Raw genomic sequence first — 18,955 nt, forward strand, 5'->3', positions numbered from 1 at the left:
GGGAATAATATGAGTGAGTTTTTTTTATTTAGTTTACTTACTGTTGTAGCTGCATTGATGAGTTACATCAATACAAAATTTCTGAAACTACCAAAAGCAATAGGACTAACTATACTATCAATAACCTTTTCGGCACTATGTGCATCTTTTCTTAGTCCATCGAACTTTTTAGTAGTTGCTCTATCTAGTTTTGACTTCAAAAAAACAGTCTTAGATGGAATGCTGTCTTTCCTGTTGTTCGCAAATGCTTTGCATTTCAATATGATTGATCTAAAAAAAGAGCTGAAAGCTATATTTGGACTTGCCAGTATTGGTTTAATTTTGTCTGCTCTAACAACAGCCATTCTAATCTATGGATTCTGCTTGTTAGTTGGATTTGATATAAGCTTTGGATACTGTTTGGTGTTTGGCGCACTTATTTCACCTACGGATCCAATAGCAGTCATTAGTACCCTTGCCGGCAATAAGTCAATTCCTAAACATCTCAAAACGCGTGTGGTAGGTGAATCATTATTTAATGATGCTACTGGTATTGTATTATTTGTAATACTTTCAAACATTGTATTTTTTGGTAGTGGAGGAGACTTCGGTCAAGGAATAACTAGCCCTGGTGTTAACTATATTTGGGTTATTACCAAACAGATTGGTATTGAAGCAGGTGGAGGAATACTACTTGGTTATATATTTGCAAAAGTAGCTTTAATCTTCCTAAAAACAAATGATGACTCAGAAACTTCCATATTTGTAACACTAGCAATAGCTAGTATGGGCTATGTAATAGCTCATAGCCTACATGTATCAGGACCAATTGCTATGGTTGTTGCTGGCCTAGTTATAGGTAACAGCCTTTCTGATCGCAAAAAAACTCACCCAAACCAGGTAGAAAAAATTGATAAGTTTTGGATGATTATTGACAATATGCTGAACTCATTTCTATTCATACTGATAGGTCTTGAACTGACTAGCATACCTTTTGATCATGGCGCTTTCTGGGTGGGTGCTGCTGGTATATTTATAGTTACATTTGCTAGATTAATCAGCATTTCAATCCCTATAACCGTTATAGATAAAAAACTCTCCAGAGCATCTGCTAGGGATAATATACTTGTTGCATGGTCTGGAGTCCGGGGTGGAATATCCCTAGCTCTAGCATTATCACTACCTGATGAGGGCCATGTTATAGTCAGTATGACTTATACTGTCGTGATATTATCAATATTAGCTCAGGGCTCAACGCTGAAGATAGTTTTAAATATGATTTATCCTCACAATCCAACTAAGCAAGCAGCAAATACATCTCTGGAACAATTAAAGTAATTTTTTTAATATCTAAACTTTAGAATTTTATGGTACTTAGTAGCTACTGCGCAAACGTCTATTATTAGTTCCATTTTCAGAATACATACTTTGGCCCATATTTGATGCCATTAGACTATGATATTGATAATCTCTGCCGTAAAAATCAAAATAATTATCCGTAAACTCTTCAGGGAAAGCAGACTGCAGTGTATCTTGATAAGGTTGTGAATAGTTTGCATAACCCTGCTGTTGCTGATTATTACGCCACACAATTTGCTTTGGAATGTCGTCTGCATTTACCACAGTAACATTGTCATTAGCTAAGTCTAATTTAATTGCTCCTTTTGATGGAGTATTGGTAAACTCAGGCACCCCATTTTTATGCAACTCATAAACGGCAGAGTATCCATCTAAACTTACTAATGCTAAAACAAATAATATAAACAATCTCATATTAACTCTTTATAAAGTTATTATTCTTCTTTAATATTGCCAAAGCTTGTTCATAATCACAATCATTTAATATCATTGCAATCGCGACTTTTACAGACTTATTAGCTTTCATATAAAAATCTTGGGCTGTCACATAATCAACTCCTGTTGCCTCACAGATAATATTCTTAGAGCGCTCAACTAACTTTTCGTTGGTTGGTTTAACATCAACCATCAAATTTTGATACACCTTGCCAACCGATACCATAGATAACGTTGATATTATGTTTAAAATAAGTTTTTGTGTTGTTCCCGCCTTAAGCCTAGTTGATCCAGTCAAAACCTCAGGACCAGGTACTGCCTCGACATTATAATCAGCATAACTAGATATCTTAGCTTGCTTAGTACAGCTAATCGCAATAGTAGTAGCATCGATAGAATTTGCGTACTCAAGAGCCCCTATAACATAAGGTGTTCTTCCACTAGCTGCGATACCTATTACAACATCTTTATCTGTCAAATCTATTTTTAGTAAATCTGCTTTACCAAAATCAGGATTATCCTCTGCACCCTCTTGAGCTTGAATAAAAGCTTTTTCGCCACCTGCGATTAATCCAATAATAGTGTTATAATCAACACTAAATGTTGGTGGACACTCAACAGCGTCGAGTATTCCTAATCGACCACTTGTTCCGGCACCTATATATATTATCCGACCACCTTTTTTCAAAGCTTGTGATGTAACCTCAACTATCCTAGCAATATTTAAACTTTGCTCTTTTAATGCTTCAATCACACCATACTCTTCATCTATCATTAAATTCACAGATTCCTGGACTGACATCGAATCAAGATTAAAGCTCCTTGAATTCCTTTTTTCTGTATTTATATTTTCTAGCATGCTCATATTTTAACTTCCTTAACAATTCCTAATGGATAAAGATATTTACTCTCCAAATAAACTGGAGCGGCAGGTTCTACCTCATCTTCAGCTTTCTTACCTCTGTTTGCTTGCTCTTTTTTTCTTTCAGAAATAGATTTTGACCTACTCCTAGATTTATTTGACTTATCATTAACTTCTGACTTATCTTCAGGTTGTGCTTCATCACCTATTTCATCTTTCATTTCTTGTGCTTTAAAGTCCAAAGCTTCTGATTGAATATATATTTTGTTAACAGTATTTTTGACAGCATCAAAATCAGCAAGAATCTGAGGAGATTGAGGTCCTAAATCAACCTCTTGAAGTACATCAAAATCATAATTAAGTTGCATAACTTTATCTGGTGTAAATACAAACAGATAACCAAACTTAGGTATAACTAGCTGGATACCATTATCATCTTGATCTTCCGTATTCTTACTTTTGTCTCCACCAAGCCTTTTAGGCTTATTCTTCTTTTTCTTAGGAAGCCCTACTACAACATTTAGATTATCATTTTCTTCAAAATTAAACTCTTTTTCCAAACCATTAGAACCAAAATCTAAACTAACAAAACTACCAAAACCTTTTTGATATTCATATCTATGAAGTTTATTTGGCTCATACGTTATGATATACATCGACTCATCAGATTTAGAAACTATAACAGGTTTGCCAAAGCTTTCACCATCTATATATGTATCTAGACTTTTACCGACCCTATGATCTCCATTAAAATTAAAATCACTTATTCCCATAAGAGTTTTACTTTGGTTATTAGGATGAAATATTAAAACCATATTAGCTTCTAAATTATTTGACATATCAGGTACTAGAAGCTTTATATTATCCTCATCCAAATCGCCTTTAAAGTTAATTTTCTCTGCTAACTTAAGTATATAACTCTTATTTGTTGTAGAATATTCTGAATAATAAACTTCTAAGACCTGTCTATTACCTTTTTTCTGACTATCTTTTCTTACCAACATTATTTCTGGAGCACCATCATTATTGTCAAAATACCAAACCACTCCAAGTATATTATCTTTTACAAATTGTGCTCCTGATGAGGATCGACCCTTTCCATTACCAACCAAAACTGCTTGCCAATTTCCAATTTCTTCACCTATTGCTTTATTGTCTTTCTCAAGCCCTTTCACATCGTCACTAAGCAATTTTTCTAATTCTATATTTGATGTAAACAATTTATCAGTATCATATAACAACAAATATAAAGTCCATTTCCCTTTTTCAAGGTTCCAACCTATCCTAACTTTATAGTCAGTCCCCATACTATCTGGAATTGGCACTCCTATTTTTGCCTTATCTGTAAAGATATTCAATTGCTTATTTTGCTTTTCTACAAATCCAATAAACCCTTTTGGTGAATTTTCAATACTACCATCACTCTTTAGACGATAGCTTCTTGCTTGATAATTAGTCACTGAATCTGGATTTATCATTGGAACATTTATTGGGGTATAATCACCATCAAAGTTTTGATACGTATTAGCTGCAAGCGCGTTATAAATAATTCTCTCTGTTAAATCTACTTTTGTTCCTTGATTAAAAGCTTTGTATATAACATCATAACTATTGTATTCCTGTGACTGAAATAATTCAGCATTTATCATAGCTGGATAGAATGATGATATATCATCGTCATCGACAGTTATTTCAAATTTACTCTTACCAATTTCAAACTCACTAGATTTTGTAAAATTAATATCATCCTTTGCTTTAGAAAGGTACGTCTCTCCTAGAACTTTATCACTACTATTTCTGATAATACTCTTGGTAGTTAACATTCCCATCTTGAATGTGTATAAAAGACCTCCAAGCATTATCATAATCACAAACGAAAGTATTAAGGCCATTAACAATGCTGAACCATTCATATTTGGGCTTAGTCTATTTCTCATATACCCACCTAATCTTGGCCTAATAGATAAATTTTACTTGTTTCTTGACCGGCCACTTTAAAAGAGATTTTAAGTGCAGCAGTCGAGTCACTTTTTATATTCACAAGCTCTTTTTTCAATGACTTCCAGTCTATCTTAGCATTTCCTTGTTGAATATCTGAATTTAAAACATACTCAATCTTTAAATCAGTCACATCACTTATTAATTCATATATTTGTGAATCGTCTGCATTTTGCTTCACATATTCATACAGTGAGTATATTTCATTACCATCTTTGTCTTTTTTATTAGTAGATGCGACAAAGAATACCTCTAATATATACTTACCAACGTAATCACCAATTTTAAATTTACTTTCTACACGCTTAGTCGTAGAAACAAAATCATACGTAACAGCCCCAACTTTAACAAGATCACATTCATATGAGTTACATAATACCAAGTAATCATTCATAGAAAGATCTTTTTCAGGCAATGTATCCTTTTGAAATTCATTTACTTTAAAAATATTATTTGATGAATTTGACTTTAAAGTGGAATCTAAGCTACTTCTTTGAATCATTAAAAAATCACTCTCAGGCTGTACACAGTGAATGTCCTCGTCAATATTCATATCTCTGAGAGCTTCATCATTTAGCATTCGTTCCTTACATAGCTCAACAGGCATACTTAATCCTTTAGGAAGGCTTTCAAAACTTTGCGCAGGTGACTTACCAATTGTAACTATACCCATTTTCCCAAAGATATCTCCAAAGTTATCCCCTGAGTTATCCACAAGCTGTTGATATATGTCTCCATATTTAGTTGTAAAGCCTGCTTGTCCGATTGCATTATAGAAAATTTGCTTAATCAATAGTTGATCAGAGTTTATTCTATGTTTATCACTGAGCCTTATATATTGCTTTTTCATATCAATATATATTCCAACAGCCATACCCATCACTATAGCAGCTATAACCATTGCAACCATTAGCTCTGGCAAACTAAAGCCTGCACACTTTCTAACTCTCTTCAACACCATCAGCCTTTATATCTCGCTCAATAATTTTGACCCTATCAGCCACTCCCATCTGATCATCTATTGCCGCAATATTTACTACCTTGTATACAATATCGACACTATTAGCAGCGTCTTTTTTTGCTTTCTTATCAGCTTTTGCTGCCATTTTTTTGATATCAGATACACTTAGTGATTTAAATCTATTCACAGGCTGTTTTTTTTCTTCCGGCCTTATATCATTTTCTTTCTCTAAAACAACAGTTTTTATAAACTCTATGCCATCATCTGTCTTAGAATCATCAAATACTCCTGTAAGACGATATATACTAACTCTTTCATCAAGAAGAGTTGCTATCTCATCTTTCCTATTTTCAAGAGTTATATTCACAAGAATACTATTTAATAAGATAAATCCTGATGATAAAACAAATAATAAAATCAGAGCAGCAATCATTGATTCTACAATACCAAATCCTGCCTGCGATCTTATATTTTTCAGAAGCATTGAAATAAATTAGATTAAAATTGAGAAAATTAAGCTTCTTTGAATCTTCCAAAAGACATTAATTTATCATATCTTTTAGCATTTCTTTCTTCTACAGTCATTTCTGACAATACTTTCAACTCTGCAGCAACTGCTTTTCTGATATTAGCGGCTGTTGTATCATAGTCTCTATGCGCTCCACCTAACGGCTCTGGAATAACTGCATCAACTATTTCTAACTCTTTAAGACGACCTGAAGTTATATTCATCATTTGCGTAACTTCAGACGCCTTTTCAGCTGTCTTATGTAGAATTGACGCACATCCTTCAGGAGAGATAGTAGCGAAGTAACTATATTGAAGCATAAGTAATCTATCACCAACACCTATACCTAACGCCCCACCAGAACAACCTTCGCCAATCACGATACAAACCACAGGAACTTTAAGCGCACTCATCTCTAATAAGTTTCTTGCGATTGCTTCACTCTGACCACGCTCTTCAGCTTTGATACCTGGGTACGCACCTGGAGTATCAATAAAAGTAACGATTGGCATGTTGAATTTCTCAGCTAATTTCATAAGTCTTAGCGCTTTACGATAACCTTCCGGATGCATCATACCAAAGTTATGCTTAATCTTACTTTTAGTATCACGGCCCTTCTCTTGGCCTATAACCATGACAGGCTTATTATTTAATTTTGCTAAACCACCAATCACAGCTAAGTCATCACCAAATGCTCTATCGCCATGTAGTTCTTGAAAATCTGTAAAAACTAGTGATAGTAAATCTTTGAAATATGGTCTATCTGGATGACGAGATAGCTGAACTACCTGCCAGTCTGTAAGCTTAGAGTAAGTTGACTCCATAAGCTCAAGTCTTTTTTTACCAAGCTTCTTAATTTCAGCTTCTGTTTTATCATCTTCATACACATGAGATAATGACGTAATTTTATCTTCGATTTCCTTTATCTTTGACTCAAAGTCTAAATAATTCATTACTTTCTCCTTTCTAAATACAAATCAATTCGTAAAAATAGCTAGATTATATTCTAAAGCATTTTAACAAAATAAAAAAGCTACAACGAATCATTTTGAAGGTTTGTTATAGTAGTTAATTATAATATAATCTCAAACATAAAATTTTGAAATCTGAATATTAACAGCTATGCAAAAAACTTCTAATCACACACCTATGATACAACAATATCTAAAAATTAAATCTCAATATCCAGATATATTACTATTTTATAGGATGGGTGACTTTTATGAACTTTTTTTTGATGATGCGAAAAAGGCTGCAAATCTATTGGATATTACTCTTACAGCACGTGGTAAGTCTAATGGTGAATCGATACCTATGGCTGGAGTTCCCTATCATGCTGCTGAAAACTATATAGCTAAGATTGTCAAAAAAGGACTTTCGATCGCTATATGTGAACAGGTAGGTGATCCAAACACGTCGAAAGGTCCCGTTGACAGGCAAGTAACACGAATAATAACTCCAGCAACAGTTTCAGAAGAAGCTTTTTTAGATAGTAATCAAGATAGTATCTTAGTAAGCATCTATAAAAAAAGTGATAAATATCACATAGCATACACAAGCTATACTCAAGGTAAAATATACTTAACAAATACTATAAAAGACCTCTCTGAACTAAAAAGCCAAATTTTGAAACTCTCGCCACAAGAAATAGTAACCAATTCCCAAGGTCTTGCTGAACAAAATATTTTTGACAAACCAACAAAAGTTTTAGAAGAATGGTACTTTAGTGATTTTGAAACAAAAAAACATATAACTAATTCCTTTGATAAAAGTTTTACAAACAACATTTTAAGTCTTTATAAAAAAGAGCAGTTAATAGCAATCGGATCAATACTTGCTTATTTGACAAGTACACTAAAAAACACACCTAAACATATAACAGATATTTGCTTAGATGAAGACCAAAACACACTAAAAATAGATGCTAATAGTAGAACTAACTTAGAATTAGACAACAACTCAAAAAGTAGCCTCTTAAACATAATAGATAAATGTAAAACCAGTCTAGGAAGTCGACTTTTAAGAAGATACTTTAAAAATCCTACTAGAGATCTAAATAAAATATCTTCTCGTCACAATATTATAAAAGCCTTTAAAGAACAGCATTATTTCCTAAAAATCCAAGAAGTCCTCTCTTACATAAATGATATTGAAAGAATAATTTCACGTGTTGCTCTAGGAACAGTAAAACCCAAAGATTTAGTCTCGCTTCACACATCCCTTGAACAACTACCTAAACTTAAAGATTTACTTAATCAAAAAAATACAGATGAAATTATAAATATAAATAATCATATTCATCAAATCGATGAACTCACAGACTTACTAGATAAAGCTATTATAGATAATCCTCCGGCGACCATTCGTGATGGAGGTGTTATCAAACAAGGCTTTGATCAAGAGCTCGATGAACTAAAAGGGTTAAAAGATAATTCTTACGGTTTTTTACTTAACTTTGAAGCACAAGAAAAACAAAAAACAGGTATAAACACCTTAAAAGTTGGCTACAACCGTGTGCATGGTTATTACATAGAGCTATCAAAACAGTACGCAGATAGAGTTCCAACCGAGTATATTAGACGCCAGACTCTTAAAGCAAGTGAACGCTACATCACTGATGAACTTAAAACATTTGAAGATAAAATTCTCTCAGCAAAAGAAAAGGCTTTGGCTAGAGAGAAACTTATCTACGATACTCTATTAAATAAAGTTCTAGAGTACTACCGTCAAATCCAAGAAACTGCAGTAAGTATTGCAAAAATAGATGTGTTAACAAACTTTGCAGAAAGAGCTATCAAACTAAACTTAAATCAACCTAAGTTTAATAAACTTGGTAAACTCGACATAAAAGAAGTTCGTCATTTAGCAATTGAGCAAAATATCGATGAACCTTTTATACCTAATGACACGCTATTAACTGCAGACACTCATACACTAGAAATAATAACTGGACCCAACATGGGCGGCAAATCCACATATATGCGCCAAGTTGCTCAGCTTGTTTTTCTGGCATATATCGGTTCATTTGTACCAGCTAATTATGCGGACATTTGTGACATAGATACCATATATACCAGAATTGGTGCTTCAGATGACATCTCTAGTGGTAGATCAACTTTTATGGTAGAGATGACAGAGACTGCCTATATCCTAAATAACGCAACTAAAAAATCACTAGTGATCATGGATGAGATTGGTAGAGGTACAAGTACGTTTGATGGTTTATCTCTTGCGAAAGCTTGTGCTGAAAAATTTGCAAAAATAAGCTCACTCACTCTTTTTGCCACTCACTATTTTGAACTTACAGAATTAGTTAACCAGTATCAAAATATAAAAAACATACACTTTGAAGCAAAAGAATATAAAGATGATATCTTTTTTATGCATAAGGCAATAGCCGGTGCTGCTAAAAAATCTTACGGAATCCAAGTAGCTAAGCTAGCAGGTATTTCAGCAGATGTTTTAGAGTCAGCAAAGAAAAATCTACGTGACTTAGAAAAAAACCAATCAAAACCAAGCTCACCGAAGCAACCTCAGAAAAATCTCAAACTTGAACTAATATTAGACGATGAAAACACACTCAAAACCAAGCTTAAAAACATAGATATCAATACTATAACTCCTATAGAAGCATTAAATATTCTCTTTGAATTAAAAAAACTCTAATTTAGTTATATAAACTTTTTCAATTTGCTATAATTTCTTAAATATAAATTTGTAAAGTCTTAGGAAAAACTATGCAAGACAATGAAAATCAACCTTCTTTCTTAATTCAAAAAGTGTACACAAAAGATGTTTCACTAGAAACAGTTAATTCTCCAGCTTGTTTTAAAGATCAGTGGGATCCTAGTTCAGATTTTAATATTGATATAAACACAAAGAAAATCAATGATGAGACTTTTGAACTTGACCTAACAATTACAGTAACAACCAAAAATAAGCAATCTAACGCTTATATAGCTGAAGTTACTCAGTCTGGCATATTCACAATCACTGGCATGGGTGAGGAACAGGTTGAATCAGTACTTAATACATACTGTGCCAATACTCTTTTCCCTTACGCGAAAAGAGTTATTGATTCGTCTATAATTAAAGGTGGTTTTTTACCTCTTAATCTAGCACCAATCAACTTTGATGCTATATACATGCAAAAAAAAGCAAATCAATCTCAACAACCAGCACACTAAGTTAAGAGTAGTATATGAATAACCCCGAGAATAGTTTCATCAAAATTTTAGGATCAATAATGATCATAGTAGGTACTATGATAGGAGGAGGAATACTCGCACTACCTATTATAACTGCTAAACTTGGTTTTGTGATTGGATCTATTCTTATAATTCTTATCTGGAGTATAATGACTTATACTGCTGTCGTTATCTCAGATATTTCTTGCTCAATGCCTTATGGTAGTAGCTTTAAAACTATTGCTGAAAAATACCTTGGTAAAGCTGGAGGCATTGTAGCTAGTATAGCCTTCCTAGTATTAATGTATTTTATTAGTACGGCATATATATCAGCTGCTGCTTCATCATTATCATCATCATTTCCAAATCTTGATGAAAAGATATCATCCTTAATCTTTGTAGTTATTTTTGGAAGCATTGTAGTCTTAGGAACAAGGTTTGTTGATTATGCCAATAGGTTTTTTATAATACTAAAAATACTAGTTCTAGTTATTTTATGTGTAGTATTTAATAGTTACATTGAAGTCCCTAATCTTTTTGTTGCTCCAGTTGATTTGGGAGTTTCTCTAATTATTGCAATTCCAGTTTTTACAACCTCTTTTACATCACACATTATAGTCCCTGCGCTTTCTGACTATCTTGGCAAAAATGCCAAAGATATGAAACGCATAGTTATAATTGGTAGCATTATCCCTCTTATATTATATATAATTTGGGTATTTACTATCTTAGGTGTCTTACCTTTACATGGTCCCGTAAGCTTTATGGACTCGATATTTAACCATATACCTGTTGATAAAGCCAATATCGGTGACATCCTTAAAACTTTAGGAGATAAAGTAAAAACCCCTACAACTGATGCAGTACTTCATATTTTCACTTATGTCGCTATTATGACATCCTTTTTAAGTGTTAATCTATCTTTATTCCACTTTAACTTAGACACATATAAATTATATAAAACAAAAAAGGTCATTGGATATTCTATAGCAACAATTTTGACTTTTGCTATACCACTGATAATAAATCAAATGGATCCTGATATATTTATTTATGCTATGACCTGCGTTGGCCTATCAATAGCTGTTTTGTTGATGATTATGCCCGCTCTTATGGCGTTTAAGATAAATAGCCTTGGAGAGAGCTTTAACTATAAGATATCAACTCATAAAAGCCTATGGCTAATTTCTTTACTTTCTGGTGTAATAGTAATACTGTGTGTAGTTATCTAGTTAAATAATGACGAATATTGAACACATTAATAGTTTTCTTGACAATTTACTTTACCTAAAAAATTATTCACAACAAACCATCGATAATTATCGCAGAGATTTGGTACAATTAAATGACTCAATTGATAATAACAAAGATATAAGTCAATTAAAAAATAATGATATTCTAGCATGGATTAAGAAGCTTCACGCTCAAGGTAACTCATCTTCAACCTTGCAACGCAAACTAAGTTCTCTTAGAAGCTTTTATAATTTCCTAGTAAATAATGAAATTATACAAAACAATCCTACAACAGGTATCAAAGCACCTAAAAATAGCAAAAAACTGCCAAAAGCTATAAATACAGATGAGTTAGCATATTTACTAGATATCAAACCAACCAATAATATAGAAGCTCGAGATATTGCATCATTTGATCTTTTATATAGTTGTGGGATAAGACTTAGTGAGCTAGCTTCTATAGAGTTAAAAGACATCAATATAGATCAAAAAAGTATACGTGTAATTGGTAAAGGCAATAAAGAACGAATTGCATACTTTGGTAACAAAACATTAACAAATTTAGACAGATGGCTCAATATCAGAGATGCTTATAATCCAAAATGTAACTATCTCTTTATCTCACAAAATGGTGAGCATTTAACAAATAGATCAATCCAAAAACGTATTGAGATCTTTGCACAAAAATATGCAACTAAACATATACATCCTCATATGTTACGCCACTCTTTTGCTACCCATGTTTTAGACTCATCCAAAGACTTACTTGCTGTAAAAGATTTACTTGGTCATGCTGATATTTCTAGTACACAGATATACACACATTTAAACTTCCAACAGTTAGCAAGTGTTTTTGATAAAGCACATCCAAGAGCGAAAAAAAAATAATCTTTATTAAAATCTGAATACTATGTAAGGCTATTAAGTATAGTACATTAAATAAGGCTTGCATGAAGAACCTTAAATCTAAATTATTTAATTCTTATTATATAGCAGAATAAGATATAAGATATAGGACGTTAAGGGGGTCTTCTTGTATGAAAAATCTTAAATCCAAACTATTTAGTTCTTATTATATAGCAGCTTTGGTATTAGTTCTTAGTACTCAACTAGTTATAGGTGAAACGCTTAATAATAAAATAACTTATCTTGGTAGAGTGCTGCCCAATCAATCACATACAGTAACTAATTGGTCAGGAACTGGTATAGCATTTGAGTTCACACCAACTAGTAATAATGCTAGTGTCGATATCGACTTTAAATCAGAAAATAAAGGTGGTGCTACAGATAACTGGTTTCAGGCATTTTTTTATCATAATAATACTAAGCTTGAGTATAATCCAGTGCTACATCTAACAAAAACTCAGCCTCTACAGACATTTAAATTAAATCTTACAAATCAAAATGGCTTTATAACTGGACAAAAATATCAAGTTAGAATCGTACAGCTTAATGAAGCTCCAAATAAATATGCTGTTTACTATAACCCCACAACTATTAGTAGTAAGATCAAACTAAATAACGCCACACTTATTGACTCAACAAAACCACTTAGGAAAATTGTCTTTTATGGAGACTCTATAACTGCTGGCTTACAAGATGCTAATAATAATGGCGGAGAAAGTGGCAATAATGGCTATGCAAATATTAAGATGACTTATGCCTTTCAGACAATCCAACAACTTGAGCTCAATTCAAAATATCGTATTAACCCAAGCTTTATTGCTTTATCAGGTATTGGTGTGTTAAATAATGGCTGGTGGAATTCAAGTATGTTTAATTATTATAATCATATCAATTATGGTTATGGTGCTGGTGATGTTGGTAAATTATCTCCAGGAGAAGAAAATGCTGATATAGTTGTTATTAATCTTGGTACAAATGACAAAGTATGGAATTACTCACCAAAACAATATCAAGATAATCTAATTAACTTTATTCAAGATATTAGAGAGTTAAACCCAGATGCAAAGATTGTTTTAGATCTATGGGGTTTTATTTCAACACCATATGGTTTTGATTATAACAACTACTGGCAAGCAATAAGTGAAATAGTTAGTGATGGTGATAGCAATAATTATCAAAATATCTGTCCTTATGTTAGTGCTAATATTAGTAATATCAACTACACAGGTAAACAGATAAGCTGCTTTGTTGATACCCGTGGCAATACAAATAATATTGATAACACAGGAAGTGGCCATCCAACTACCGCCTTTGCACTCCAACACGCTAAAGAGTTATCAAAATACTTACTTGAAATTCTTAATAATAGTGTGACACCAACACCAACACCAACACCAACACCAACACCAACACCAACACCAACACCAACACCAACACCAACACCAACAAATGAAACTCTGTACTTGTGCCCAGCTCAAGCTAATCTTGGTAGTTTTATTATTAATAACGATAATACTCCATATCATGGCTGGGGAGCATATTTAGGTAATCATGGTAAACTTAATCAAAAAATTAACTGTGCTGAAACCTATAATAGCATGCAAGCATGTATCCAAGAAGACCCAAATTATCCAAAGCTCTTATGCTATAACCCTAGCAATCAAAGCTATCTACAAGCGGCTGGCAATTTAAGTAAAGCATGTACACTAACCCAGTTTGGAATTGGTGGTGAAGGCTGTATTCTAAATAATAGTTAAAAAACTCTGTATACTAATATAAAATATATATCTTAACTAATGATAAAATATTTAAAGATATATACTAACTTAAATAAATGAATAAACTCTCAATAAAAGATTCTATAACATCTAAATATATCGACCAGCTAGATGATAGTTTTGAAAATACTATTGGCTTAGATAACAGTAAATATCTTTATATTGAAGATAAAATTCTCAAATTAAATCTTGATAATCAACTATTACATATTGATTTTTCAAGCCCAGATTTACTCAATCGTATCAATCCGAAGACAAAAAAATGTAATGTTATACAAGCTGTTGAAGGAAGAAGCAAAAATAAACTTAATATTTTAGATGTCACAGCTGGCTTAGGCATGGACTCTTTTATACTAGCAGCAAGAGGCCACTCTTTAACCTCGTTAGAAAAAGATCCTTATATCTACCTACTCTTAGCTGATGCTCTAAATAGAGCTAAAGAATCTAAGCAGCTAAGTGAAATTGCTGCTAGAATAGATTTAATAAATATCGATAGTAACATTTACTTACAAACCAGCAAGATCTTATTTGATTGTGTATATGTTGATCCTATGTTTCCCACCCGTCGCAAAAGCGCTAAAGTTAAACAAGCTATGCAAATTTTACATAAAATTGCTTTTAATGAAGAATGCTCAAATGCAGAGTTACTTGAAAATATTATTAAAGCAAAAAGAACTAAAAAAGCTATTGTCAAAAGACCAATCAATGCTGAATTTTTATCTGGGGAAAAACCAACATCTCAACTTAAAGGTAAAACAAATAGATTTGATGTATACAGTCTATAACTGTATTAAACATTTCTCTTAGCGTTTGTATATGCTGCTACAATGGTAACTCCAGCAATGAACAAAAGTACAGCTGATACCCAGTAATATGGAATAAAATCTCTTATATTTTGAGGCGCATTACTAATAACCATCGCAGAATTTGCATAATTAACAGCATAGCTAATAAATACTACAGAAAAAAATAATAACCCTATAGCTAACCTAAGTGCAACAAATATAGCTCCTATTACAACTAGCATATAGCATAGATAATCAAAGCCAAATAATAACTCGTAATCGAGTATATATGGATTAACATATTTATACATCACACCAACCCATAATAATAGGACAATCAAACTAGCAACTATCGCTAGCAATCTTACTTTTTGAGTCGGTTTAGTATAGTTAGATTGTTTGAGCCAAATATATCCAGCTACCACAGTTGTTAATATCTGTGCTGATAAGTAGATAAATGAGGTTGTAATCCCATATTTACCATAAATAAAGACCTTTATAATCAAACTAGCAAGCATAAATATCCAAGCATATTTATTTTTCTTATAAAGCAAAATCGCCAATCCTAATAAACAGGCATTAGCTATACAGTCATAAATAACATAATTTAATGTAATCATACTATTAGTAAAACTTTTTCTTAATTGATGTAGTATAAACATATATAATTGTAAATATAAAGTTTTAAAATTTATTTGTTTTATGATTTATTTAAAATACTTATATCCACTAATATTATTAGCTCTCACTAATAGTATTCTATATGCAAATGAAGATGATTTCGTCTACACATGGAAAGCGCCCAATGGTACAGTAGTATTCTCTCAAGCCACTCCTGTCTTTGATCAGGAATATGAAAAAGTTGGAGTAACACACAAGAACCAAATTCATCAAAAATCACCCGTAGAGCAACAACTTGCATCATTAAAACAAAACAACTTATATTTAAACTCTGATGATACTCAAACCGATAGCCAAGCCCAAACAAATAAATCAGGTGCTGTAAAAGTAAAAGTAATTTCTCCTGCAAATGGCGAAAATAGATTTGTGCATAATGAAAAATTACCTATAGTTTTAGAACCAACATTAACTGCGGAAGATCATCCGATATTTGTAGTGAATGGCATACCTTATCCAGCTCACTTTGAAAATGGAGTATGGAAAATCAACAGACCAAACCCAGGGCCTGTTACAATCTCTGTTAGAGGAAGTACTAAAGATCATAAAATCATTACTTCCAATGACTCGGAATTCTTCAGACGTCAAGTTCTAGGTCGATAAATTAATCTATCTAGGCTTTTGATTATTGTCAATTTTATATATACTTTAAGATAGCTAAAAATTTGAGATTTCAATAATGTCTAACTTTCATAAAATTATTTTAACTGCTCTTATGTCAGGATTTAGCTTTATATTTCTTGCACAAGCCGCTGACGACACTACTATTTATTCATGGCGCTCTGAGAGTGGTACTGTCGTATTTTCGGAAGAAAAGCCTAGTGATGGTACTGATTACAAAATTATTGAGGTTGGCCAACCTACAGTTGTTGATACCAAAGCCACTAAAGATATCAATTCTAGCAAGCCTGTAAAAATCAATCAAAATGATATATCTAAACTGAATAATTCTAGTTTAGCTGAAAAAAATAAGGAAGTATTAGAAGAGAATCAACAATCTGGGAATCTAAGCGTACAAATAACTTCTCCAGCCAATGATGCTAATATTTTCACCAAAGAAGATAAGCTAGCTATATCGACAAATCCTGCCATAGCTGCTGATGACAAGCCAACTTTTATAATTAATGGAACTGTTATGCCAGCAACATTCGAAGATGGCCAGTGGAAAATTGCTAGACCAACACCTGGAGAAAACAGACTTAGCATAGCTGGACAAACAGCTAACGGTAGCAAAATTAAATCAACAAATGAAGTAACTTTCTACATCAAAAATGGTTGGTTACAACAAGCAAAAAACACTGGAAACTACAGAGGAAAATAATAATTCATTCTTTTTTTATTACTACTCTTCATCCCAGTTAACTTCTATAAATTTCTCTGGACTTTTTTCCTTTAAATGTTTTAGGTTAGGACAGCTTGATGTATGTATAACGACTCCCTTTGAGACACTCATATAGCCCTCAATTTCATCTGGATAAATTGGTTGACAACATTTTGCCATTTCATACTTCATACCGTTAAATCCTGATACTAGAACTTTAGATATTTTAGTTTTGGCTGTATTTGCTCTATTTTGCTTCTTGACAAGCTTTTCTTCTGCTGAATACGTATCAATTATATGATTAACAATACTATTGATTCTAACAGTACCGCTCTCAACAGCAACAAATAAACTATCGCCACTTTTCATATTAAACTTATTTGCTACTTCTACAAAATCAATTTCTTTAAGATCATAGCCTTTTAGCTCTTTAAGTAGCCTATCTTTGCCCAGAACTATATTATCTTCTTTGTTTTGCTCATTAAACCATTTAGTTACTCTAGATCTGTTCCTAGCAGAAGATAAATATCCTAGACTCTCTGAGGCCCAATCCTTACTTGGATTTGGCTCCTTTCCTGTCAGAACCTCAACTTTGTCACCAGTTTTTAACTTTGTTGTTAATGGAACTATCTTACCATTCAGTTTAATACCTTTAGTACGGTGACCAACCATTGTATGTACTGAATATGCAAAATCAAGAACTGTAGAGTCTTCAGCCAAATCAATTAACTCATTAGCAGGTGTGAATACATAAAGCCTCTTATTAAGCTCTTTTGTAATTTGACTATCATCTTCGTTGATTTCTTTTTCCCATTCTAGAAGAGATCTTAACCATGCCACTCTAGCTTCATAAGATGCATCAAACTTAACACCCTCTTTATAACGCCAATGCGCAGCAAAGCCAAGTTCTGACTCCTCATGCATTTTGTGCGTTCTAATTTGAACCTCAATATTCTGCTGACCTGCTTTGACAACAGTATGTATAGATTTATAACCATTAGATTTAGGATTCGCGATATAGTCACTAAATTCTTCAGGAATAGGCGAGTATAGATTGTTAACTTCAGCTAGTACCTTATAACACTCGTCAACATTATTTGTTATAACCCTAACCGCTGTAATGTCGTACAGCTCATTGATATTTTGATAACCTTTGTTTTTGAACTTTTTATATATACTATATATATGTTTAACTCTACCCTGAATGCCCGCATCCAAACCATATTTCTTAAGTATTTGCTTTAACTCATCGATAACATGATTAAGAAACTCTTCTCTTTCTTTACGTGTAAAACCTAGACTCTTAGCTATCTTTTTATATTCTTCTTGCTTCAAAAAGAAAAAAGCTCTATCTTCTAACTCCCACTTAACAGCCCCTAATCCAAGCCTATTTGCTAATGGTGCATAGATATCTAGAGTTTCTCTAGCTATAACTCTTTGTGTATTACTATTTAATGACTTTAGATGCCTTATAGTACATAATTTATCAACTATCTTAATTAAAACGATTCTGACATCTTCTATGATTGTCAAAAGCATTTTTCTAAAAGTATCTATTTGCTCTAATGAAATATTATCTGAACGATACATTCTAATAGCTGACATTTTGCGAGTACCTTGCAAAATTTTAACTACTGTCTGATTAGTAGCTTGCTCAACATCTTCATCAGATATATCACCAAAATTATATAGTTCATATAAAATACCTGCTGATACTGATTCTTCATCTGCTTTGATTTTAAAAAGCATATATGCCATCTCGATAGCATATAAAAATGAACTAATACCGGTTGGATGACGTACTGATTTGGCACTCTTGCTTTTCAGAAGCTCTAATGACGCTGCTATAATTCCAAACTTATCGCTAGTATAAAAACTTTTAAGCTCGGATATTAAAAGATCATCTTTTATCTGACCATCACTATCCAAAAGTTTAGAGTCAATAACTTGCATAATTTCCCACTT

17 protein-coding genes are annotated in these 18,955 nt (G+C 32.6%); 9 read left to right on the plus strand and 8 right to left on the minus strand.

Annotated features, from left to right (window positions below):
* Window positions 1-9: 9 nt before the first annotated feature.
* A complete protein-coding gene (locus tag F3D59_RS05180) occupies window positions 10-1,317 on the plus strand; it encodes a cation:proton antiporter (protein ID WP_013922504.1) in 1,308 nt (435 codons plus the stop codon).
* A gap of 36 nt (window positions 1,318-1,353) precedes the next feature.
* Here F3D59_RS05180 and F3D59_RS05185 read toward each other — a convergent pair whose 3' ends face one another.
* The 6 genes from F3D59_RS05185 to F3D59_RS05210 are packed head-to-tail and all read right to left on the minus strand — an operon-like array spanning window position 1,354 to window position 7,055.
* A complete protein-coding gene (locus F3D59_RS05185; protein ID WP_150464063.1) occupies window positions 1,354-1,752 on the minus strand; it encodes a hypothetical protein in 399 nt (132 codons plus the stop codon).
* Between the two features lies 1 nt (window position 1,753).
* Complete coding sequence (gene murQ / locus F3D59_RS05190) at window positions 1,754-2,638, minus strand: N-acetylmuramic acid 6-phosphate etherase (RefSeq protein WP_150464064.1); 885 nt, start codon at window positions 2,636-2,638, stop codon at window positions 1,754-1,756.
* Window positions 2,635-4,572, minus strand: coding sequence for a hypothetical protein (locus F3D59_RS05195; RefSeq protein ID WP_150464065.1), 1,938 nt, complete (start codon window positions 4,570-4,572; stop codon window positions 2,635-2,637). The genes murQ and F3D59_RS05195 overlap by 4 nt, the downstream gene beginning before the upstream one ends.
* Before the next feature lie 8 nt (window positions 4,573-4,580).
* Entirely contained in the window at window positions 4,581-5,594 is a 1,014-nt protein-coding gene (locus F3D59_RS05200) for a PilW family protein (RefSeq protein WP_146420779.1), read from the minus strand.
* Window positions 5,575-6,078 carry a pilus assembly protein gene (locus tag F3D59_RS05205; protein WP_146420780.1) on the minus strand — a complete coding sequence of 168 codons (504 nt, stop codon included), beginning with the start codon at window positions 6,076-6,078 and terminating at the stop codon, window positions 5,575-5,577. The genes F3D59_RS05200 and F3D59_RS05205 overlap by 20 nt, the downstream gene beginning before the upstream one ends.
* A gap of 29 nt (window positions 6,079-6,107) precedes the next feature.
* Window positions 6,108-7,055 (minus strand): acetyl-CoA carboxylase carboxyltransferase subunit alpha, encoded by a 948-nt coding sequence (locus tag F3D59_RS05210; protein WP_013922498.1) that lies wholly within the window; start codon window positions 7,053-7,055, stop codon window positions 6,108-6,110.
* Window positions 7,056-7,224: 169 nt separating this feature from the next.
* Here F3D59_RS05210 and mutS point away from each other — a divergent pair, with 169 nt between their 5' ends.
* The 6 genes from mutS to F3D59_RS05240 all read left to right on the plus strand — a co-directional run bounded on the left by mutS (window position 7,225) and on the right by F3D59_RS05240 (window position 14,991).
* Complete coding sequence (mutS, locus tag F3D59_RS05215) at window positions 7,225-9,768, plus strand: DNA mismatch repair protein MutS (protein WP_150464066.1); 2,544 nt, start codon at window positions 7,225-7,227, stop codon at window positions 9,766-9,768.
* A 71-nt stretch (window positions 9,769-9,839) separates the two neighbouring features.
* A complete protein-coding gene (gene secB, locus F3D59_RS05220) occupies window positions 9,840-10,289 on the plus strand; it encodes a protein-export chaperone SecB (protein ID WP_013922496.1) in 450 nt (149 codons plus the stop codon).
* A gap of 14 nt (window positions 10,290-10,303) precedes the next feature.
* Window positions 10,304-11,521, plus strand: a complete 1,218-nt coding sequence (locus F3D59_RS05225) for an amino acid permease (protein ID WP_013922495.1) — start codon at window positions 10,304-10,306, stop codon at window positions 11,519-11,521.
* A 7-nt stretch (window positions 11,522-11,528) separates the two neighbouring features.
* A complete protein-coding gene (gene xerA, locus F3D59_RS05230; protein WP_150464067.1) occupies window positions 11,529-12,410 on the plus strand; it encodes a site-specific tyrosine recombinase/integron integrase in 882 nt (293 codons plus the stop codon).
* Window positions 12,411-12,559: 149 nt separating this feature from the next.
* Entirely contained in the window at window positions 12,560-14,185 is a 1,626-nt protein-coding gene (locus F3D59_RS05235; RefSeq protein WP_150464068.1) for a GDSL-type esterase/lipase family protein, read from the plus strand.
* Between the two features lie 77 nt (window positions 14,186-14,262).
* Window positions 14,263-14,991: a class I SAM-dependent methyltransferase gene (locus tag F3D59_RS05240; protein WP_150464069.1), complete on the plus strand. Its 729-nt coding sequence runs from the start codon at window positions 14,263-14,265 to the stop codon at window positions 14,989-14,991.
* A gap of 5 nt (window positions 14,992-14,996) precedes the next feature.
* Here the strand turns inward: F3D59_RS05240 and F3D59_RS05245 are convergent, their stop codons facing one another.
* Complete coding sequence (locus F3D59_RS05245) at window positions 14,997-15,611, minus strand: hypothetical protein (protein WP_150464070.1); 615 nt, start codon at window positions 15,609-15,611, stop codon at window positions 14,997-14,999.
* 82 nt (window positions 15,612-15,693) lie between these two features.
* Between F3D59_RS05245 and F3D59_RS05250 the strand changes: the two genes are divergently transcribed.
* Both F3D59_RS05250 and F3D59_RS05255 read left to right on the plus strand, forming a co-directional pair.
* Entirely contained in the window at window positions 15,694-16,272 is a 579-nt protein-coding gene (locus F3D59_RS05250) for a DUF4124 domain-containing protein (protein ID WP_150464071.1), read from the plus strand.
* A gap of 76 nt (window positions 16,273-16,348) precedes the next feature.
* Window positions 16,349-16,990 (plus strand): DUF4124 domain-containing protein, encoded by a 642-nt coding sequence (locus F3D59_RS05255; RefSeq protein ID WP_150464072.1) that lies wholly within the window; start codon window positions 16,349-16,351, stop codon window positions 16,988-16,990.
* Between the two features lie 21 nt (window positions 16,991-17,011).
* Here F3D59_RS05255 and F3D59_RS05260 read toward each other — a convergent pair whose 3' ends face one another.
* A complete protein-coding gene (locus tag F3D59_RS05260; protein WP_146420787.1) occupies window positions 17,012-18,943 on the minus strand; it encodes a RelA/SpoT family protein in 1,932 nt (643 codons plus the stop codon).
* Between the last annotated feature and the right edge of the window lie 12 nt (window positions 18,944-18,955).

This window comes from Francisella sp. XLW-1, assembly GCF_008711455.1.
GTDB classification, from domain to species: Bacteria; Pseudomonadota; Gammaproteobacteria; order Francisellales; family Francisellaceae; genus Francisella; species Francisella salimarina.

Coding starts and splice junctions, on each gene's coding strand:
- murQ (WP_150464064.1), bottom strand. CDS start 2,638: ATGAGCATGCTAGAAAATATAAATACAGAAAAAAGGAATTCAAGGAGC.
- F3D59_RS05245 (WP_150464070.1), bottom strand. CDS start 15,611: ATGATTACATTAAATTATGTTATTTATGACTGTATAGCTAATGCCTGT.
- F3D59_RS05180 (WP_013922504.1), top strand. CDS start 10: ATGAGTGAGTTTTTTTTATTTAGTTTACTTACTGTTGTAGCTGCATTG.
- F3D59_RS05250 (WP_150464071.1), top strand. CDS start 15,694: ATGATTTATTTAAAATACTTATATCCACTAATATTATTAGCTCTCACT.
- F3D59_RS05195 (WP_150464065.1), bottom strand. CDS start 4,572: ATGAGAAATAGACTAAGCCCAAATATGAATGGTTCAGCATTGTTAATG.
- mutS (WP_150464066.1), top strand. CDS start 7,225: ATGCAAAAAACTTCTAATCACACACCTATGATACAACAATATCTAAAA.
- F3D59_RS05225 (WP_013922495.1), top strand. CDS start 10,304: ATGAATAACCCCGAGAATAGTTTCATCAAAATTTTAGGATCAATAATG.
- F3D59_RS05235 (WP_150464068.1), top strand. CDS start 12,560: ATGAAAAATCTTAAATCCAAACTATTTAGTTCTTATTATATAGCAGCT.
- F3D59_RS05185 (WP_150464063.1), bottom strand. CDS start 1,752: ATGAGATTGTTTATATTATTTGTTTTAGCATTAGTAAGTTTAGATGGA.
- F3D59_RS05210 (WP_013922498.1), bottom strand. CDS start 7,055: ATGAATTATTTAGACTTTGAGTCAAAGATAAAGGAAATCGAAGATAAA.
- secB (WP_013922496.1), top strand. CDS start 9,840: ATGCAAGACAATGAAAATCAACCTTCTTTCTTAATTCAAAAAGTGTAC.
- xerA (WP_150464067.1), top strand. CDS start 11,529: ATGACGAATATTGAACACATTAATAGTTTTCTTGACAATTTACTTTAC.
- F3D59_RS05255 (WP_150464072.1), top strand. CDS start 16,349: ATGTCTAACTTTCATAAAATTATTTTAACTGCTCTTATGTCAGGATTT.
- F3D59_RS05260 (WP_146420787.1), bottom strand. CDS start 18,943: ATGCAAGTTATTGACTCTAAACTTTTGGATAGTGATGGTCAGATAAAA.
- F3D59_RS05240 (WP_150464069.1), top strand. CDS start 14,263: ATGAATAAACTCTCAATAAAAGATTCTATAACATCTAAATATATCGAC.
- F3D59_RS05200 (WP_146420779.1), bottom strand. CDS start 5,594: ATGGTGTTGAAGAGAGTTAGAAAGTGTGCAGGCTTTAGTTTGCCAGAG.
- F3D59_RS05205 (WP_146420780.1), bottom strand. CDS start 6,078: ATGCTTCTGAAAAATATAAGATCGCAGGCAGGATTTGGTATTGTAGAA.